Source organism: Kitasatospora purpeofusca, from assembly GCF_034043715.1.
GTDB classification, from domain to species: domain Bacteria; phylum Actinomycetota; class Actinomycetes; order Streptomycetales; family Streptomycetaceae; genus Kitasatospora; species Kitasatospora purpeofusca_A.
Window position 1 is genome coordinate 1 of sequence record NZ_JAXCLC010000105.1, and the last position, 17,768, is coordinate 17,768.

Annotated in this window: 16 protein-coding genes and 1 pseudogene; 7 read left to right on the forward strand and 10 right to left on the reverse strand. The window is 75.6% G+C overall.

Features of this window, described 5'->3' with window-relative positions; all coding sequences use genetic code 11:
- Positions 1-212: 212 nt before the first annotated feature.
- Positions 213-572, forward strand: coding sequence for a PAS domain-containing protein (locus tag SM793_RS33970; RefSeq protein WP_320442189.1), 360 nt, complete (start codon positions 213-215; stop codon positions 570-572).
- A gap of 72 nt (positions 573-644) precedes the next feature.
- On the opposite strand, the gene SM793_RS33975 is transcribed toward SM793_RS33970, so the two are convergent.
- Positions 645-2,129 (reverse strand): hypothetical protein, encoded by a 1,485-nt coding sequence (locus tag SM793_RS33975; protein ID WP_320442190.1) that lies wholly within the window; start codon positions 2,127-2,129, stop codon positions 645-647.
- A gap of 480 nt (positions 2,130-2,609) precedes the next feature.
- Here SM793_RS33975 and SM793_RS33980 point away from each other — a divergent pair, with 480 nt between their 5' ends.
- Complete coding sequence (locus SM793_RS33980; RefSeq protein WP_320442191.1) at positions 2,610-3,830, forward strand: aminoglycoside phosphotransferase family protein; 1,221 nt, start codon at positions 2,610-2,612, stop codon at positions 3,828-3,830.
- 126 nt (positions 3,831-3,956) lie between these two features.
- Here SM793_RS33980 and SM793_RS33985 read toward each other — a convergent pair whose 3' ends face one another.
- The 3 genes from SM793_RS33985 to SM793_RS33995 form a co-directional block, all read right to left on the reverse strand.
- A complete protein-coding gene (locus SM793_RS33985) occupies positions 3,957-5,189 on the reverse strand; it encodes an acyl-CoA dehydrogenase family protein (RefSeq protein WP_320442192.1) in 1,233 nt (410 codons plus the stop codon).
- A gap of 612 nt (positions 5,190-5,801) precedes the next feature.
- The gene (locus SM793_RS33990) at positions 5,802-6,296 is read right to left on the reverse strand and encodes a hypothetical protein (protein WP_030396879.1); all 495 of its coding nucleotides are present in this window, start codon (positions 6,294-6,296) and stop codon (positions 5,802-5,804) included.
- 746 nt (positions 6,297-7,042) lie between these two features.
- The gene (locus SM793_RS33995; protein WP_413816099.1) at positions 7,043-7,303 is read right to left on the reverse strand and encodes a DUF397 domain-containing protein; all 261 of its coding nucleotides are present in this window, start codon (positions 7,301-7,303) and stop codon (positions 7,043-7,045) included.
- A gap of 253 nt (positions 7,304-7,556) precedes the next feature.
- Here SM793_RS33995 and SM793_RS34000 point away from each other — a divergent pair, with 253 nt between their 5' ends.
- Both SM793_RS34000 and SM793_RS34005 read left to right on the forward strand, forming a co-directional pair.
- Positions 7,557-8,099 (forward strand): PTS fructose transporter subunit IIA, encoded by a 543-nt coding sequence (locus tag SM793_RS34000; RefSeq protein WP_320442193.1) that lies wholly within the window; start codon positions 7,557-7,559, stop codon positions 8,097-8,099.
- Positions 8,100-8,277: 178 nt separating this feature from the next.
- Positions 8,278-9,207 carry an NAD-dependent epimerase/dehydratase family protein gene (locus SM793_RS34005; RefSeq protein ID WP_320442194.1) on the forward strand — a complete coding sequence of 310 codons (930 nt, stop codon included), beginning with the start codon at positions 8,278-8,280 and terminating at the stop codon, positions 9,205-9,207.
- Between the two features lie 4 nt (positions 9,208-9,211).
- Here SM793_RS34005 and SM793_RS34010 read toward each other — a convergent pair whose 3' ends face one another.
- The 6 genes from SM793_RS34010 to SM793_RS34035 all read right to left on the reverse strand — a co-directional run bounded on the left by SM793_RS34010 (position 9,212) and on the right by SM793_RS34035 (position 13,975).
- A complete protein-coding gene (locus tag SM793_RS34010; protein WP_320442195.1) occupies positions 9,212-9,700 on the reverse strand; it encodes an NUDIX domain-containing protein in 489 nt (162 codons plus the stop codon).
- A gap of 173 nt (positions 9,701-9,873) precedes the next feature.
- The gene (locus tag SM793_RS34015) at positions 9,874-10,515 is read right to left on the reverse strand and encodes a NeuD/PglB/VioB family sugar acetyltransferase (RefSeq protein ID WP_320442196.1); all 642 of its coding nucleotides are present in this window, start codon (positions 10,513-10,515) and stop codon (positions 9,874-9,876) included.
- Positions 10,516-10,541: 26 nt separating this feature from the next.
- Positions 10,542-11,342 carry a sugar transferase gene (locus SM793_RS34020; RefSeq protein WP_320442197.1) on the reverse strand — a complete coding sequence of 267 codons (801 nt, stop codon included), beginning with the start codon at positions 11,340-11,342 and terminating at the stop codon, positions 10,542-10,544.
- A 42-nt stretch (positions 11,343-11,384) separates the two neighbouring features.
- Positions 11,385-12,569 (reverse strand): glycosyltransferase, encoded by a 1,185-nt coding sequence (locus tag SM793_RS34025; RefSeq protein WP_320442198.1) that lies wholly within the window; start codon positions 12,567-12,569, stop codon positions 11,385-11,387.
- On the reverse strand, positions 12,562-13,404 hold the full coding sequence (locus SM793_RS34030) for a polysaccharide deacetylase family protein (RefSeq protein WP_320442199.1): 843 nt from the start codon (positions 13,402-13,404) through the stop codon (positions 12,562-12,564). Before SM793_RS34030 ends, SM793_RS34025 begins: the two co-directional genes overlap by 8 nt.
- A 298-nt stretch (positions 13,405-13,702) precedes the next feature.
- Entirely contained in the window at positions 13,703-13,975 is a 273-nt protein-coding gene (locus SM793_RS34035; protein WP_266273249.1) for a hypothetical protein, read from the reverse strand.
- Positions 13,976-14,444: 469 nt separating this feature from the next.
- On the opposite strand from SM793_RS34035, the gene SM793_RS34040 reads away from it, so the two are divergent.
- From SM793_RS34040 to SM793_RS34050, 3 genes and pseudogenes are all read left to right on the forward strand, one after another.
- On the forward strand, positions 14,445-15,779 hold the full coding sequence (locus SM793_RS34040) for a polysaccharide deacetylase family protein (protein WP_320442200.1): 1,335 nt from the start codon (positions 14,445-14,447) through the stop codon (positions 15,777-15,779).
- 216 nt (positions 15,780-15,995) lie between these two features.
- On the forward strand, positions 15,996-16,106 hold the full coding sequence (locus SM793_RS34045; RefSeq protein WP_320442201.1) for a transposase: 111 nt from the start codon (positions 15,996-15,998) through the stop codon (positions 16,104-16,106).
- A gap of 12 nt (positions 16,107-16,118) precedes the next feature.
- Positions 16,119-16,709, forward strand: a pseudogene (locus SM793_RS34050) (IS5 family transposase); the annotation flags it as partial.
- Positions 16,710-17,768 lie beyond the last annotated feature (1,059 nt).

The following is a 17,768-nucleotide window of genomic DNA, read 5'->3' on the forward strand; positions in this document are numbered from 1 at the left end:
ATGTCATCCCCCTCTCCGAGGCCGCCTCGGCGCACCCGCCGGCGCCCCGCCCCCCCCCCGCCCCCCCCCCCCGGCCCCCCCCCCCCCCCCCCCACCGCAACCCCCAGCGCCGCCCCCCCCCCCCCCCCCCCCCCCCCCCCCCCCCCCCCCCCGCCGCCGCCCCCCCCCCCCCGCGGCCCCCCCCCGACGGCGAGGGGCCGGTGGGCGAAAGAGTGGACAGCGCCATCCGGACCTCGACCGGCGCGGCCGTGATCGGCTCCGCCGAGTGGGACCTCCTCACCGACGACGTCCGCTGGTCCGCCGAGGCCTACCGGCTGCTCGGCTGCGACCCCGGGCACGGACCGCTCAGCCTCGACCGGCTGCCCGACCGCCTGAGCGAGGCGGACCGGCCGCAGCTGCGCCGGATGATGACCGACGCGCTGGTGCACGGCCGGTACGCCTTCGGCACCCTCCAGGTCCGGCGGCCGGACGGCGGGCACGGCATGATCGAGTGCACCGGCGAGCCCGTGCTGGGCACCGACGGCACCGTCACCGCACTGCGCATGCTGCTGCGTTCCGCGAACCCCTCCTGACCCTCCCGACCCATCGGTCCGCCGACCCCGGCCCGGCCCGTTTCGGCTCGGCTTCCCTCGGCCCGGCCCGGGTCAGGCGCGCGCGGGCCGCTTCTTCGCGTCCGCCGCCCGCAGCTCCCGCCCCAGCCGCTCCCGCAGCTCGTCCACCGCCGGCACCCCCCGGTAGCGCGCGGTCAGCCGGTACATCTCCCGCAGCCGGTCCCAGGTGCGGTGCGAGGAGTTCTGGCCGATCAGGCTCAGCGCCAGCTTGCACTGGGTGTCCGCCGCGTCGGGCTCCCCGGTGAGCCAGTGCACCGAGGCCAGCGTGATCCGGTCGAACAGCGCCGACCGCAGCTGCCCCGTCCCCTCCCGCAGCCGGATGACCCGCTCGGCGTGCAGCCGGGCCTGTTCGGCGGCCGCCCGGTCGTGCTCGGCGAGCGTGCGCAGCACCAGCGCCTGCATCCCGCGCAGCTCCGCCTCGTCGAAGACCTGCATCCAGGACGGCGGCGGACCGTCCGGGTCCTCGGCGAAGAGCTCCTCCGCCTCGCCCAGCAGCCGCCAGGTCGCCTGCGACTGCCCGATCGAGGCGTGCGCCCAGGCCTCGACGGTGTTCAGCATCGCGCGCGTCCTCGGCAGCATCCGGCCGCCGCTCGCCTTGGCCGCCGCCATCAGGCCGATCGCCTCGTCCGCCCGCCCGAGGTGCACCATCTGACGCGCCGCCCGGGAGATCGCCTCCCCGGCCCGGGGCCGGTCGCCGGCCTCCCTGGCCGAGTCCGCCGCCAGCATGAAGTACTTCTGCGCGGTCGGCTCCAGGCCCACGTCGTGCGACATCCAGCCCGCCAGCACCGCCAGGTTGGCGGCGACCAGCCACAGCCGCTGGGTCACCGCCGGACTGTGCCGGTGCGTCAGCAGACCGCCCACCTCGTTGAGCTGACCGACCACCGCCTTGCGCTGCAGGCCACCGCCGCGGGCCGCGTCCCAGGCCCGGAACACCTGCACCGAGCGCTCCAGCGCCTCCACCTCGTCGAGCCCGACCGGGCCCGGGTCGTACAGGTCCACCACCGGCCGGGCACCGCCCTGGGCGAGCACCGGACGCGGGCCGGGGGCAGCGGCCGCGTACGCCACCTCGGCCCCTCCCAGCCAGCCTTTCAGCGAGTCGGCGACGACCGCCCCCGCCGTGAGCGCGGCACCCGCGCCCACCAATCCACGTCGGTTCAGCATGAGGTCCATTCCCGTGAACTCGGTGAGGACCGCGGCCGTTCGATCCGGCTCCCATCGTGACGAGGTGGCGGACTGCGCCGCTCCGGTCCTGGTGGGCCGGTGTCGTTCCAGACCGAGGTCCTCAGTGGTGACGACACGGCCGAGCCGCTCCGTGAACACGGCTGCCAGTACCCTCGGCACCGGATCGCGCGGGATCTCCCCCTGCTCGATCCACCGCCGCACCCGCGAGGTGTCGGTGGACAGCTGCTGCTGTCCCATCGCGGCACCGCGCCTGTTGACCAGCCGCGCGAGCTCGCCCTTCGACCATCCGGTCAGGACGAACAGATCGGCGAGTCGGGTGTTGGGTCCCCTGCTCACGTGAAGCCCCCAGGTTCCTCGGCTGGTTCGAGGCTAGAGGCTCCGTCATGTGCCGGGCGAGCATTCGCCAGGCTTCGCCAGGGTCCGCCACATTACCAACCACCGGCATCCGGGTGTGATGTAGAGGTGCGCCACCTCGACCCCCGGGTCGGGCGGTGTCCCAGGCCGGTACGGGGTTCCCCCGCACGGGTCACGGGGCACCCCCGGTCCTCACCCGAGGGGGTGGCGCGGCCGGGTGGCGCGGGAGCGCCGGGCACGGCCACGGCAGTACCGGCCGACCGCATTCCCCAGGGTGCGGACGGCCGGTCCACCGCCGCAGCACGGGGCTCCGGCCCCGGCGTCCGTGCCCGGCGCCCGCGCACCGCCCGACCGAACGGGCCGGGGCCGCCGTCGCGCCAGGAAGCACGCGGCACCGGCCCTCCCCGCAACCCCCTGCGGGGCCGCACCCGCAGACGGACAGGAAGGGACCACCCTCACCCCATGTACTCCTCAGCGACCTCCCCGACGCCGACCACGACCCGCACCGCGCTGCGCCCCCCCACCGCAGCCGTCGGCCGTCCCGGCCCGAAGCAGGTCCCGCCGTCGTCCCGGCCCGCCGCCCCGCGCGCCGCCGACGGCCGGTCCGGGGACCCGCGGGGCCAGGCCGCCCGGACCGCGCTCGGACTGCGCCCGGCCGAGACCGCCGGCACCCGCCTGCCCGGCGCCCGGATCCCCGCCGTCCGCCCCGGGGACGGCCGACTGCTGCGCCCGCCGACCCGGCCGGGCCAGCCCATGACGCAGGAGCGGATCGACCCCTCCGCGCTCCAGACCCCGGCCGTCCGGGCCGCCCTCGCCGGGGTCGCGCGGATATGCCCCGCCTTCACCCCGCGCCAGGTGCTGCGCGAGGGGAGCCGCCACATCCTGGTGGCGGGCACCATCGGCCGGACGCCGGTGGTGGCCAAGTGCCTGGCCCCGCAGGCCGTGCGGAGCGAGTACTTCGAACAGCTGGTCGCCGACTTCCACCACGAGGTCGCGGTCTACCGGGCCTTCGTGCGCCACCGTCCGCCGGTGCGGCTGCCCCGGCTGGTGGCCGCCGACCACGACCGCTGCGTGCTGGTCATGGAGCGCGTCCCCGGCCGGCCGGCGGCCCGCGAACGCCACCCGGCCAACGCCCCGACGCCCGGCGAGGTGCGCGCGCTGCTCACCGCCGTCCGCACGCTCAACCTGTGGCGCCCGCCGACCGACGTCTTCCAGCCCCGGCTGGACTACCAGTTGGAGATCGCCCGCTACCACTCGGTGGGCCAGCTCACCGACCGGGACGCCGGCGACCTGCGCGGCCTGATGCACGGGCTCGGCCACGGCCAGCTCCAGCTCTGCCACGGCGACGCGCTGCTCAGCAACATGCTGCTGGCGCCCTCCGGGCCGGTGCTGGTCGACTGGGAGCAGGCCGGCTGGTACCTGCCGGGCTACGACCTCGCGGTGCTCTGGAGCGTGCTCTCCGGCGACACCGCGGCCCGTCGGCAGATCAGCCAACTCGCGCAGAGCGGCGGCACGATGGCCCGGGACGCGTTCCTGGTGAACCTGGTGCTGGTGCTGATGCGGGAGATCCGGCTGTACGACGTGCCGGGGGCCGGCGAGGAGCAGCGGATCATGATCCGCCGGCTCTACGACGACGCCGCGCTGGCCCGCCGGGCCGTCCGGGCCGCCGTCGGGACCAGGTGAGGGCCGTCCGGCCCGGCGCCGGGCCGCGCTCGTCGGTGCGGCGCTCGTCGGTGCGGCGCGGCGCATCGCACTCCGGACGGCGCTCGGGACGGCCGGGAGACCCGGTCGGCCCGGGCGGCCCGCCGGTCAGTGCCGCAGGCCGCGCTCCAGGGCGGCCCGACCGGCGGCCTCCAGGACGGCCTCGTCCGGGGCCAGATGGACCCGGCTGCTGAGCACGTCCCGCAAGTACCGCTCCAGCGGGTGACGCCGGCTCAGCCCCGGGTTCCCGGTGAGCGAGACGGCCTGCTGGACGGCGGCCGTCGCCGCCCGGGTGGCCAGCAGATGGGCCGGCCCCGTCCGGGCCACCGCTTCCGGCTCGGCCCGGTCCACCCGCGCGGCCAGACCGTGGACGAGTTCCTCGGCACCGATCAGTTGCGCCTCGATCTCGCCCAGCGCGCTCCGGTAGCGGGGCAGGCTGCCGAGCGGCTCGGTCAGATTGGCCGGAGTTCGCTGGTGCAGGAAGCGCACCAGCCAGTCCTGGGCCGAGCGGGCCACCCCGACGGCCACCGCCGAGAGCGCCAGATCGTGCCAGGCCCGGGCCAGTTCGGCGGCCGGGACGGCAACGGCGGAAGCGGCCGCTCCCTTTCCGGCGGCGCTGCCGGGCGGGTTCAGGCCGAGGGCCAGTTCGGCCGGTACCCGTACCTCGTCGAGAACCACGTCGTGGCTGGCGCTGGCCCGCAGGCCGAGCTGGTCCCAGGTCGGATCGACCTCCAGGCCCTCGCTCTCGCCGCGCACCAGGAAGGTGCCGGTCCGGGGCACCGGTTCGTCGGTCCGGGCGGTCACCGCCATCCAGGCGAGCGCCTCGGCGCCGGTGCAGTACGTCTTGCGGCCCGTCAGCAGCCAGGCCCCGCCGTCCCATCGCGCCACCGTGGCCGGCGGCTCGCCCTCGGGGCTCCCGGGCTCCGCCCGCAGGGTGTTGACCAGGGCCGGACCGCGCCGGGACTCGGTGAGCAGCCGCCGGTAGCCGGCCGTCGGCCAGCCCGCCGTCCGGGCCTGCTCGGCGTGCTGGAGCAGGGTGAAGGCGGTGACCACGGCCACCGAGGCGTCCCCGCGCCCGAGTTGGGCCAGGACCTGGACGGTGTCGGCGAGGGTGCCGCCGGGGCCGCCGTAGCGGGCGTCGACGGTCAGGGTCAGCAGTCCGGCCTCGTGCACCGCCTCTATGCCCTGGTACGGGAAGGTCGCGTCGCGGTCGTGCTCCTCGGCCCGGGCGGCCAGCAGGTCGACGACTCGGGGCAGCCCGGCGAGGGCGGCCTGGACGGGGGAGGGAGCGGGGCCGGGGGACGGGACGGCGGGCGACTGGTCGGCGGCGACGGTACTCATGGGGCTGGGGCCTCCGGGGCGGCAGCGTGGGCTCGGAATCCGCACCCGCCGGCGGGGCTCGGGCCCCGGTGCCGACGGCCGGCGTGGCCACGCCTCCGCTGTCGTCGGGGGCTCGGCCGGTCCGCTGTCGGCGCCGGCACCCCCGTCGGCTGGTGCGGGGACTGGCGGGCGGCGCGCCGGGACGGGCGCGCGGTAGCTGGTGGCGGCCCGGGACTCCGGCTCGATGCGCACCCCGGGACCCGGGGTCCGGCACAGGGGCCGCCCCCGGATCGGCGCCGGCCGCTCGGCCGGGCGCCCGCCGCCTCGGGGACGAATCCCCCTCAGTGACCCGGACACGCCGCGCTGGCGGTGCGCCGCAGGTCGAGGTAGCTGCGACGGGTCAGCAGCGGGAGACGGCACGGCATGTTCGCGACTTTACGAAGCCGTGATCGAAGCCGTCAAGCAGCGCCCGAGGCACGGACCGGGCGGTGCGGCCCGGGGGGCGGCGAAAATCGCGACGGACGCCTCGACGGAACACCTGTGCAGACGCCTCTGCGGAGATCGCGACGAGCGTCCCGACCAACGCGCAACAGGAACCGGAACGCCGCCCTCCGGGCCATCGGCCCGCTTCGTTCAGCCCTGCTGGAACATGTCCGCGGGCAGCGGCTTGAGCAACTGGTAGAGATCGTCCGAAATCGGCCGGTCCCAGGAGGCGATGGTGACCTGCACGCCGTCACTCCGACCGAACTGGGCACAGAAGACCCGGCCCTCACTGACCTTGACCTTCTTCACGATCAGCAGGTCGTCCCCGAGCATGACGGGGAAGTCCTCCGCCGAGACGAAGTCGACCGGTTCCTCGTTCTCCAGGGCCGCGAGCAGCTGGCGCACCTCGAAGGGCACGCTGTCGCCGGTCTCGCGGGCCGGCGAGCCCTCGGGGAGGTTGCCGATGAACATCGCCGGGCCTCTGCCGCCGAACAGGTCGTAGCGCAGGAAAATCCCCTGGCAGGCGCCGTCCGGGCCGGTCATCATGGCTGCACCGAAGTCGCCGGGCCAGTCACCCGGGTCCATGGCGAGCACGTCGAAGTCCGGGCCGGTGGGCTGACCGGAGCGACGGCGGAGAAAAGACATGGGAACATCGTACGTGCCCGCCACACCGCACTCGCGGGGTGGGTGGGGCGCCGGACGGAGATCCACGCTCAGAGACCAATGTTGACTCTGAGCAACCGTCCGGGCTACGTTCGGTTCAGCACGACAGCCGTTCTGGGTTTCACCCTCCGGGGGGACGGCCTGTCGCAACGCGGCCCTACACGCGTTTTCCCTCACTGTGCACACCGTCGTGCCGAGCACCCAGCTCCGCCGTCGCGCCGCACAGCACACAAGCCAACAGTTCCATGTTTCACAGGCAAGGTCTGCGGGGCCCCGGCCCGTCGCTCCCGCAGACCTGCTCGGGACGCCGCCGCGTGGGGGCGTGCGGGTCCCGAGCACGGTGCCGGCCCTGAGTCGCTCTCGGGATCGGCGCCATCCTCCCGGCGACTGCCGGCCCCTTGTGGGCCGGGACCGGCCGACGCACCCCCGGTGCGCAGAGGGATGACTGGGAGGAGGCTCGGCATTACTGCCGGGTCGCACAGCAGGCGCCGTGTCTGGCCGCGTGGGGGCGGTGGGCACGGCGTCTGCCTGTGTTCATACTCTGAGCTGCGTTTGTCCAGCAGTCAACAGAAATTATGACGAGGCACGTTCAAATGTGATCGGAACGATGACCACCGGAGACCTTCGGGGGCATCCGGCTTCCCCGGAACCCCCGAGGGGTACCCGCGAGGTGCCGATCCGGCAAGACCGGACCGGCACCCGGCGAGGGTCGCGGCCCCCGGATCCGGTCAGCTGAGGTCGAACTCGCCGTCCCGCGCGCCGAGCACGAAGGCCCGCCACTCCCCCGGCGTGAACACCAGGATCGGGCCGTCCTCCTGACGGCCGTCCCGCATGCCGATGTACCCGTCCACGAAAGCGATCTGGACGTCCCCGACACCCTGGCTGCTGAAAAGCCAGGTCGCCCCGGTGAAGTCCACCTTCGGCTTCCCGCTCGCGGCGAGCTCCGACACCTCGGTCGCCTCCACCCCGGTCCCGCTGTTGGCTGCCACTGCTGCTCTCTCCTCCCGACGTCCGAACGGGACCAGCCTAGTCACCGCCGCAGCCCCGGTCAGCGGGATCACCAGGTCTCCACCGGCCGGAGGGGCGGACGGTCTCCACCGGAGGAACGGACGGTCGACGGCGTGCGGACTCCGCCCCGCACGCCCCGGCGCGCCCCCGGGGGCGCGTGTCCCGCGCGGGCGCGCGGCAGGCGAACTGCCAGAGTGTGGGGAGCCCCCCACCGAACGCCCCGAGGAGCAACCGATGAGCCGCCGGGACGGCACCCGCGCCGATGTCATCCCCATCTCCGAGGCCGCCTCGGCGCACCCGCCGGCGCCCCGCACCCCGCCCGCACCCGCCCCGCTGCCCCGACCCGCCCCTCCCGGCCGTCCGCCCGCCCACGGCCGGGTCGGGGTCGTCCTGGTCTCGCACAGCCAGGAACTCGCCAACGCCGTCCGCGCCCTGGCCCTCGCGCTGACCGCCGCCCCCGCCCCCGCCCCGGTGGCCGGCACCGGCGGGGACCTCGTCGCCGGACCCGGCATCAGCGCGGTGCTCGTCGCCGCCGCCACCCGCCGGGTCGACCAGGGGCACGGCGTGGTCGTCCTGGCCGACCTCGGCGGCGCGGTGACCACCGTCCGGGCGCTGCTCGCCGAGGCCGACGAGCACGGTCTGCCGTTCCCGGTGCGGTTCGCCAACGCCCCGTTCGTCGAGGGCGCGGTGGCCGCGGTGGCCACCGCCACGGCCGGCGGCGACCTCGCGGCGGTGCTGGACGCCGCCGAGGAGGCGTACCGCCAGCCCAAGGGCTGACCGGGGCCGGGCTGCCGACGGGGCGGGTCCCCGACAGCCGCTTCCGGGCCTCCCCGGGCCTTCTGCGGCCTCCCCCGGCCGTTCTCGGGGTTCCGGCACACGGCGGGTGACCGCGCGGCTACCATCGGCGCGGGGCCGGCCGAGCGGACCGGGTCGTCGCGAGGGGGGAACCTCAGCCATGCGCGTGGTCGTCACCGGCGGAGCCGGATTCATCGGGGCCAACCTGGTCCGGACCCTGCTGGCCCGGCCCGAGGTGGACCAGGTCCGGGTCGTGGACGACCTCTCCACCGGGCAGAAGGCCAACCTGGCCGGCACCGGGGCCGTCCTCCACGAGGGCACCGTCCTCGACCCGGAGCTGCTGGACGCGGCCTTCGCCGGGGCCGACGCGGTGGTCCACCTCGCCGCACTGCCCTCCGTGCCGCGCTCGGTGGCCGATCCGCTGGCCAGTCACCACGCCAACGCCACCGGCACCCTGGAGGTCCTGGAGGCCGCCCGCCGCGCCGGGGGCCTCTACGTGGCCGCCGCGTCCTCCTCCTCGGTCTACGGCGCCAACCGGGAGCTGCCCAAGCGGGAGACCATGCGCACCGCGCCGATGAGCCCGTACGCGGTCAGCAAGCTCGCCACCGAGGCCTATCTGGCGGCCTACCACTACTGCTACGGGCTGGGCGTGCTGCCGCTGCGGTTCTTCAACGTGTTCGGCCCGCTGCAGCCCGCCGGGCACGCCTACGCGGCGGTCGTCCCGGCCTTCCTGGACGCCGCCCTCGCCGGACGGCCGCTGACCGTGCACGGGGACGGCGGGCAGAGCCGGGACTTCACCTTCGTCGGCACCGTCACCCAGGTGATCACCGACGCGGTGCTCCGCCGGGTGGTGAGCGCGGACCCGGTGAACCTCGCCTTCGGCACCCGCACCTCGCTGCTGGAGCTGGTCGGCGAGCTGGAGTCGGTGCTCGGCCGCCCCGTCGAGGTCGCGCACACCGAACCCCGGCCGGGCGACGTCCGCGACTCGCAGGCCGACAACGCGCGGCTGCGCGAGCTGTTCCCCGATGTCCGCCCGGTCCCGCTGCGCGAGGGCCTGGAGCGGACCGCGGCCTGGTTCGGCGCCCTCTAGGGCCTCAGGGGCGCTGCGCGCCGTCCCACTGGAAGGCCGTCTCGGCCGGGCCGGACACCGCCCGGTCGATCCAGCCCAGCTCGCGCTCGCCCATCGGCGGCAGCGCGTCCAGCGGGTACCAGCCGACCGCGAGCGTCTCGTCCTCGTCCACCCGGACCTCCCCGCCCACGGGGCGGCAGCGGAAGACGACCTCCAGGTACTGCGTCACATCGCCGTTGGGGTAGGTGATCTCCGGCGAGACGGTGAGCGCGACGAGCCGTTCGGCCGCGGCGACGATCCCGGTCTCCTCCAGGCACTCCCGGACCGCTCCGTCGGCCGGCTGCTCGCCGGGGTCGAGGATGCCGCCCGGGGGCGCCCACCTGCCGTCGTCGGCGCGCTGGACCAGCAGCACCCGGCCCTCCTCGTCCAGGACGACCGCGGCGGCGGCGCTGAGCCAGAGCTTGCGGGCGCCGACCACCGCGCGGAGATCGGCCAGGAACTTCGGAATCGCCATGTCCCGGAGCCTATCGGGGTGCCGGGCCCGCCCTGGCGCCGAACGGGTGGGCCCCGGCGCAGCGCTCAGGTCCGACGGAGCTCTCAGGTCCGGCGCGGCGCTCAGGTCCGGCGCGGCGCTCAGGTCCGACGGAGCGCTCAGGTCCGGCGCGGCGCTCAGGTCCGGCGCGGCGCTCAGGTCCGGCGGAGCGGGCGGGCCGGGGAGCCGACCACCACCTCGCCGGGGGCCACGTCCCTGGTCACCACCGCGGCGGCGCCGACGAAGGCCCCGGCGCCGATCGCGCGGCCCTGGAGCACCACGGCGTTGGAGCCCACGGTGGCGCCGTCGGCCAGCAGCACCGCTCCGGAGACGTTGCCGCCCGGGTAGACCGTCACCCGCTCGCCGGTCACCGTGTCGTGGCCGACCGTCGCGTTGTAGTGGACCTGGCTGTGCGCGCCGAGCCGCACGCTGCTGGACACGTACGCGCCGCCCATGACCAGGCAGCCGGGGCCGAGCAGGGTGTCCGGGGCGATCAGCGCCCGGGGGTGGACGAGGGTGAACGGCTCCGCCCCCAGGCCGTCCAGCAGGGCGGCCAGCCGTTGCCGGACGGTGGGGTCGGCGATGCCGACCAGATAGCGGGCGCCGGGCCCGAGATCGCCGGGTCCGAGATCGGCGGGCCTGCGGACGGGCAGGCCGCGGACGGTGGCGCCGTGCTGACGGTCGTCGAGGAATCCCGCGACCGGGACGCCGGCCGCGAGCGCGGTGTCCAGCGCCTCGCGGCCGACGCCGCCGGCACCGGCGATCCAGAGTGCGGGCGGGTCCGTGGCGGAGGGCATGGGGGCCATCCTGCCGGGTCCCGCGGTCAGGACGCCTCCTCGACGGCGGCGCCGACCGGTGCCGGGCGGGCCGGCCGGGCCGGCCGAGCGCGGAGCGGCGGGACCGGCCTCGGCCCGGCGGCCTGCCGGGGCACGCCGACCACGGCGGGAGCCGGCTCGGCGGCGGCAGTACCGGTAGTAGCGGCCCCGGTGGCCCGAGTGGCCCCGGTCGGCTCGGTGACCCCGGTCGGCTCGGTCGGCCCGGTCGGCTCGGTCGGCGCCGGGAAGCCCGGGTTGACCCCGCCGGCGGCGGTGATCCCGGCCGGGTTCAGCAGCACCTTGACGGTCAGCAGCAGGATCCGCAGGTCCAGGCCGAACGAGCGGTTCCGGACATACCAGAGGTCGAGCTCGATCCGCTCCGGCCAGGTGATGGAGTTGCGGCCCTGGACCTGGGCCCAGCCGGTGAGGCCGGGCCGCACGTCGAGCCGGCCGCGCTGGCGGCGGGAGTAGTGGACGACCTGCTCGGGGAGCGTGGGCCGGGGCCCGATCACCCCCATCTCGCCGCGCGCGACGTTCCACAGCTGCGGCAGTTCGTCCAGGCTGGTCCGGCGGAGCAGGTCCCCGAGCCGGGTGATCCGGGGAGCGTCCGGCTCCTCCGGGAATCGTCTGTCCCGCATGGTGCGGAACTTGAGGATCTCGAACTCCTGGCCCCGCAGCCCCGTCCGGGTCTGTCGGAAGAGCACCGGTCCGCCCATGGTGCAGCGGATCAGCAGAGCGATCACCAGACCCAGCGGAATCGCGACGATCCCGGTCAGGACGGTGATCGCGAGGTCCCCCCCTCGCTTCATGACGGTCCTTCCCCTGATGCGGTGGTGTGGTCGTGGGCGGGCTCAGCCGACCGTCCAGGGCAGCCCCTTCGCGCGGGCGACGGCCGCGTAGGTGGCCAGCGAGACGGCGGCGACCGCCCGTTGGTCGAACGCCGCCCCGGCACGGCGGCGGGCCGCCGTGCCGAGGCGCTCGCGCAGGCCGGGTTCGGTGAGGAGCCGGTCCAGCGCACTGGTGAGGGCCCGGGCGTCCCCGGGCGGGGTGAGGAGCAGGTGCTCACCGTGGGTGCCGACCTCGCGGCAGCCCCGGATGTCACTGAGCACCATCGGCAGGCCGCCGGCGGCGGCCTCCATGGCGGAACGGGAAAACCCTTCCCGGTAGGAGGGGAGGACGAAGACGTCCAGCGCGGCGTAGACGGCGGGCATGTCGGCGCGCGGACCGAGGAAGGCGACCCCGGACTCGGCGCCGTGGGCGTCCGGCTTGTCCGGGTCGTCGGGGCCGATCCAGACGAACCTGGCCTTGCCGGTCAGGGCGCGGGCGGCCTCGGCGTACTCCCCGATGCCCTTCTCCGCGACCCGGCGGCCGACCCCGCCGACCAGCAGCTCGTCCGGCCCGAGGCCCAGCTCGGCGCGCAACCGGGCCCGGGCTCGGCCGCGGGCGCGGGGATCGGTGGCGAAGCGGGTGAGGTCCACGCCGTTGCCGACCACCCGCGAGCGGCGGGCCGGGACAGCGCGGGCCAGGGTCCGGCGGTCCTCGCCGTTCTGGTACAGCTCGGCATGCGAGAAGCGGGCGGCGAAGGCCTCCGCGCCGAGCACGAAGGCGCGCTTGGCGAACGGGTCGTGCGCCTGCGCCCACAGCCCGTGGCAGGTGTTGACGACCACCGGGACGCGGGCCAGCCGGCCGAGGACCCGACCGAGCACACCGGTCTTCGGGTTGTGGGTGTGCAGCACGTCCGGGCGGATCCGGCGGAGCACGGCCAGGAGTTCGCGGGCCGCGGCGGCGTCGGCCCGCGGCTCCCAGGCCCGGGTCAGCGCGTGCAGCGGCTCGTGCCGCACCCCGATCGCCGCCAGGTCGGGCACGTACGGGCCCGGGGCACTGATCCCGTACGTCTCGAAGCCGGCCTCCAGGTCGACCTTGAGCTCGGTGGCGAGGAGCAGTTGGAGGCTCATGTCGACGGTGGTGAGGTGGGCGACACGCAGCGGGCGGCCGCCGGGGCCGCGCAGGCGCGGGGGTATTCGGTCCTCAGGCACGGGCGCCCACCGCCTTCGCGGTGGCGACGATCCTGGCGTAGGCGCGCTCGGGGATCAGCCGGCCGTGGAGCTTGGCCCGGAAGAAGTCGATCGGGTCGGTGCGGCGGACCGGCACCCGGCGCAGCCGTACCGGGTCGACCCCGGGGGTGTTGCGGCCGACCTCGCCGGTGGCGGCGGTCCGGAAGCGGGCGCGCAGCGCGGGCTCCATGTGCGGGACCGGCACGCCCCAGGTGTAGGCGTAGTGGCTGGGGCGGACGCCGAGGTGCTCCTCGACCTCGTCGTTGCAGGCGTCCAGCTCGGCGGTGGTGAGCAGTTCGGGGCGGGCGTGGGTGCGGGTGTGGTTGGCGACCGTGCACAGGCCGGAGGCGGTCATCTCGCGCAGCTGCTCCCAGCTGAGCGCGGGGGCGCCGGCGGCCTTGGCGGTCGATCCCTCCCAGCGCATCTCGCCGCCGACGTGGCCGCTGGCCAGGTAGACGGTGAACGGCAGCCGGCGCTCGCGCAGCAGCGGCCAGGCGTTCTCGAACACGTCCGCGAAGCCGTCGTCGAAGGTGAGGACGACGCCCGGGGTGCGACGGCCGGCCTCGATCCGGTCGGTGGCCTCGTCCAGGGAGACCACCCGGCCGGGCGGCAGGGCGGCGAGCAGGTCGGCCTGGGCGGTGAAGTCGGCGGTGGCGACGTCCAGCTCGTCCGGGCTCCCGCCGCCGACCCGGTGGTAGATCAGCACGGTGGCGCCCTCGCCGGGACTGCTCCCGACCCGGCGCGCCAGCCTGCGCTTCACCTGGGCCCGGATCCCCCCGGTGATCGGGGCCGTTCCGGGCACAGCGCTGCCGCTCATCGCTCCCCCCTCTGCGGCGCCCTCCCCGGCGCCGGCAAGTGGCCTCGCATCCGGCGCGGTTGGCGCTTCGGACCGACATCACAGTAGGGGGAACTGTGGGGCTGGTGCCCCGGAATTGTGAAAGAAGCGAGAAGGAGTTGGCAGTTGGGCCGAAAACCGGCCGATTCGACCGGATGGATCCGATCGGGAGTTCGGTGCGCGACCGGTTCCGGCGCAATTCGACAAACGCCCGGCCGGGAAGCCGGCGCAGAGGCCGGGACACTCGGTCCGGGGGCCGGGGCGTCCGCTCCCGGTCGGCTCAGGCCGCCGCGCGGCGGTGCCGGCGGAACACCGCGACGCCGATCCGGCCGAGCAGCAGCACTCCGGCGGCGAGGCAGCCCGCGACCGCCATCGCCCAGGCCGGTCCGTCACTGTCCGGAACCACGACCGCCACCACGATGCCCAGCGCGAGGCAGGCCAGACCGACCAGTGCCAGCGGCACCTGGTGGGTGACCAGGGCACCACCGTGCCAGAACCGCGTCATCCGGGTCGCGCCGTGCGGGTGGTGGTGATCACGTTCCGCGTCTGCCATGAGCCCAAGGTACCTCGGGGCCGCCGCCGGGGCAGCCCGCAGGACGCGACCGGTCGGCCACGGCGGGTCACCGCCGACGCGGTCGGCCGGGGGGGCGCGCACGCACTCCGCCGGTGCGCCCCGGCGCGCGCCGGGGTGCCGCTTGCGGGGGCCGGTCCGGTGCCTGTTCCGGTGCCTGTTCCGGTGCCTGTTCCGGTGCCCGATCGAGCGTCGTCCCGAGTTCGTTCCGGTGCCGTCCCGGGATTGTTCCGGCGCCGCGAAAATTCCTTGCCGGTCCGGTACAACCATCAACGGGGCGTAGCTGTCTCCATTACATTGAGCGATCCAGGAGCCGTCCGCGGTGCGGGTTGGGAGTCCCCGCCGTGGACCGGAGATACCCAGGGGGCGGAGCCGCCGCGCCCTGGAGTCGGAGGCCGGGCTCTGTCCTCCGGCGGTACCGCCACGCCGCATCGGCGACCGAGGGGGAACCGTGCCGCAGTCCCATTCCACGACGTCGACCTCCGGCCTCACCGCACTCAACAGGGCCGTGGTGACCGCCCTGTCGGACCTGCGGCCGCCACCGACCGCCGCCCCGCCGCCCGCGTCCGGCGCCGCGCGACCGACCGCCGCCCACCCCGCCAGTGCTATGCCGACCGACGGGCAGCCGGTCGCCACCCAGCCCGGCGGCCGGAAGCGGCGGTCCCGCGCGGCCACCCGGTCCGCCACGGCGACCCGCACCTGCTCCCGGCCCGTCCGGGCCCTGGCTCCCCCACCGGCGGCGGCGCCCGGGCGTCGGCCGCCCGAGCGAGCCGAGGGCCCGGCCGTCGCGCCCGTCGGCGGTCCCGCCAGCAGTCCCGTCGGCGATCCCGTCGGCGGTCCGGCCGGCGGTCCGGCCGGCGGTCCGGCCGGCGGTCCGGCCAAGGCGCGGGTCGACTGGCTGCGGTTCGCACCCGTCCAGCCGCTGTTCCGGGCCCGGGCGGCGCAGCGGCTCGCCGTGCTCGCGTACCACGGGGTCACCGACCCCCGGTCGTTCGGCGCGCAGCTCGACCGGCTGCGAAGACTCGCGACACCCGTCTCGCTCGCCGCCGTGCAGGAAGCCGTCGCCGAACGACGTCCGCTGCCCGCCCGCAGTGTGCTGGTGACCTTCGACGACGCCGACCGCAGCGTCCTGACGCACGCGCTGCCCGCGCTGATCGAACGCGGCATCCCGGCCGCCGCCTTCGTCATCTCCGAGCTGATCGGGACGGAGCGGCCGTTCTGGTGGCACGAGGCCGACTTCCTCGCCCGGAACGGCGGGCGGGCCCGTTCGCTCGACTGCGGCCACCCCTCGCAGCTGCTCCGCAGGCTCAAGGCGATGCCCGACCCGGACCGCCGGCGCAGCCTCCAGGAACTGCGGGTCAGCGCGGACCGCCGCCCGCCCGGCCAGGAGCAGCTCACCCCCGCCGACCTGCTGGCGCTCCGCGAGGGCGGCGTCGCCATCGGCAACCACACCCAGGGGCACCCGTGCCTCGGCCGCTGCGACGACGCCACCGTCCGGACCGAGATCACCGGCGCCCACGAGGCCCTCACCCGCTGGCTCGGCGAGCCGCCGATCGCCTTCGCCTACCCGGACGGCGGCCACGACGTCCGGGCCGAGGGCGTCCTCCAGGAGCTGGGCTACCGGCTCGGCTTCCTCTCCGACCACCGCCTCGGCCCCCGGCTCCCCTCCCACCCGCTCCAAATCAGCCGGCTCCAGGTCGACTCGACCACCAGCACCCGCCGCTTCGACACCATCCTGTCCGGCCTCGAACCCGCCTACCGCCGCTGGCGCGGCCAGCCCGCCTGACCCGCCGCCGCCCTCCCGCGCAGGAAGTCGACGCGGCCGACTTCCTGCGCCGGCACGGATCGCACGGCCGGACGAGTGCACGCGGGGGAAGTCGGTGCGGCCGACTTCCGGAACCGACACCCCGCAGCAACGAACCCGCCCGCCGAAGCACCACATGCACTGGAAGAGGAGCTAACAGAACTGTGTGACTTCCAGGTCTGTTCGTCCGTCCGGTCGTTGCTGGACGACCGGGGCTGTCTGCAGGGGATCCTGTTCGTTCTGCACACCGGGATCCAGTGGGAGTGGCTGCCGGAGGAGCTCGGCTTCGGCTCGGGCATGACCTGCTGACGCCGGCTCCGGGACTGGCACGAGGCCGGGGTGTGGGACCGGCTGCACCAGGTGCTGCTGACCGAACTGCACCGTGCCGGCGAGCTGGACCGGTCGCGGGCGGTGGTCGACGGCTCGCACCGGCAGGCCCGTCGCGGCGGCGCAGAACGGGACCGAGCCCGGTCGACCGCGCTCGACCGGGCTTCGAAGCACCACGTGATCACGGACGGCCGCGGCACGCCGCCGGCGACCACCCCGACCGGCGGCAACCGCCACGACGTGACCCGGCTACTGCCGTCGCTGGACGCGATCCCCCGCATCCACGGGAAGACCGGTCGGCCACGTCATCGGCCGAGGCAGCTGTTCGCCGACCGGGGCTACGACTTCGACAAGTACCGCCGCCTGCTGTGGAAGCGGGCTATCAAGCCGGTGATCGCCCGCCGGGCAGTGCCGCGCGGCTCCGGCCTCGGAGCCGTGCGGTGGGTCGTCGAGCGAACCAATGCCTGGATCCAGGGCTTTCGACGCCTACGGATCCGCTGGGACATCCGCGACGACATCCACGAGGCCTTCCTCGAACCGGCCTGCTGCGTGATCACCTACCGACGCGTCCAAGCCTTGTGTTAGCTCCTCGAAGTCGGACCCGCCGACCTCCTGTACCCGGCTGTACCCGGCATCCGAGCCCACGGCCGAGCATCCGCCTCCGGGCAGTCGCGCGACCGACCCGCACACCAACCACTACACGCAGGAAGTCGGACCCGCCGACCTCCGGAAGCGCCACCAGCGGAACCATCCCCGGCGAAGGCATTCGGACCGACCGACCCGCGGGCTCCGAACGCGCGAAAAGTCGAAGCGGCCGACTTCCCGCGCGTGGCGCCATCGCGCCCAGCAGAAGGCCGGGGCGGCGCGAGTGGAACCGACCGGTGGCCTCAGCAGGCCGCGCGGCGAGTGGGGCGGCTCGAAGCGGCTGGTCTCCCTCTGCCTGCGACCAGGCCCCACCGCATACATGCCTCGCCGACCAACTGCCGCGTGCGGGAGAAGTCGAGCCGGCTGACTTCCCGCGCGGCGGAGACCGTGCGTGAGAAGTCGAGCCGGCTGACTTCCCGCGCGCGGCCTCCACCCCGCGCGGCAGAGACCAGGCACCCGCTTCGCCCCGCGTCGGCTCCGACCGGCCAGGCGGCGCGGCCGGGTGCAGAGCGGTGGTGACGTCGGCGGGCGGGCGCGGGCGAGTGGGATCCCAGCCCGCCCGGTCGCGGTCCCGGGCGGCCCACGGTCGGGGCGGCCTCGGTGTGCCGCCTCGGCCTGCGCCGGCCCGGGCGGATGTTCGGTGGGAGCGGCGGCGTGCGGAAGGTCGACGAGCGGGATCGGGCCCCCGGGGCAGCGAGGCAGGCAATCCGGGGAGCGGCACGGAGGGCAGACTCAGCCGCCGGGACGGCGCGCGAGGCAATCCGGGGAGCCCCCCCCCGGCAGCCAGCCCCCAGCAGCGAGGCGGGCGACCGGGCAGTCGGGCGGCCGGCCCCAAGCCGCAGGACCGCGAGGCGGGCGATCCGGGGAGCGGCGAGGAAAGCAACCTCGAACCGCCGGGTCCGAGCGCCGGGCGGTCAGGGGAGCGCCCAGGCGGCCAGAGCCGTCAGGCTTCCGCAGGCCGCGAACCGAGGGGTCCCGGGACGGCCGGCGGAGCGCCTC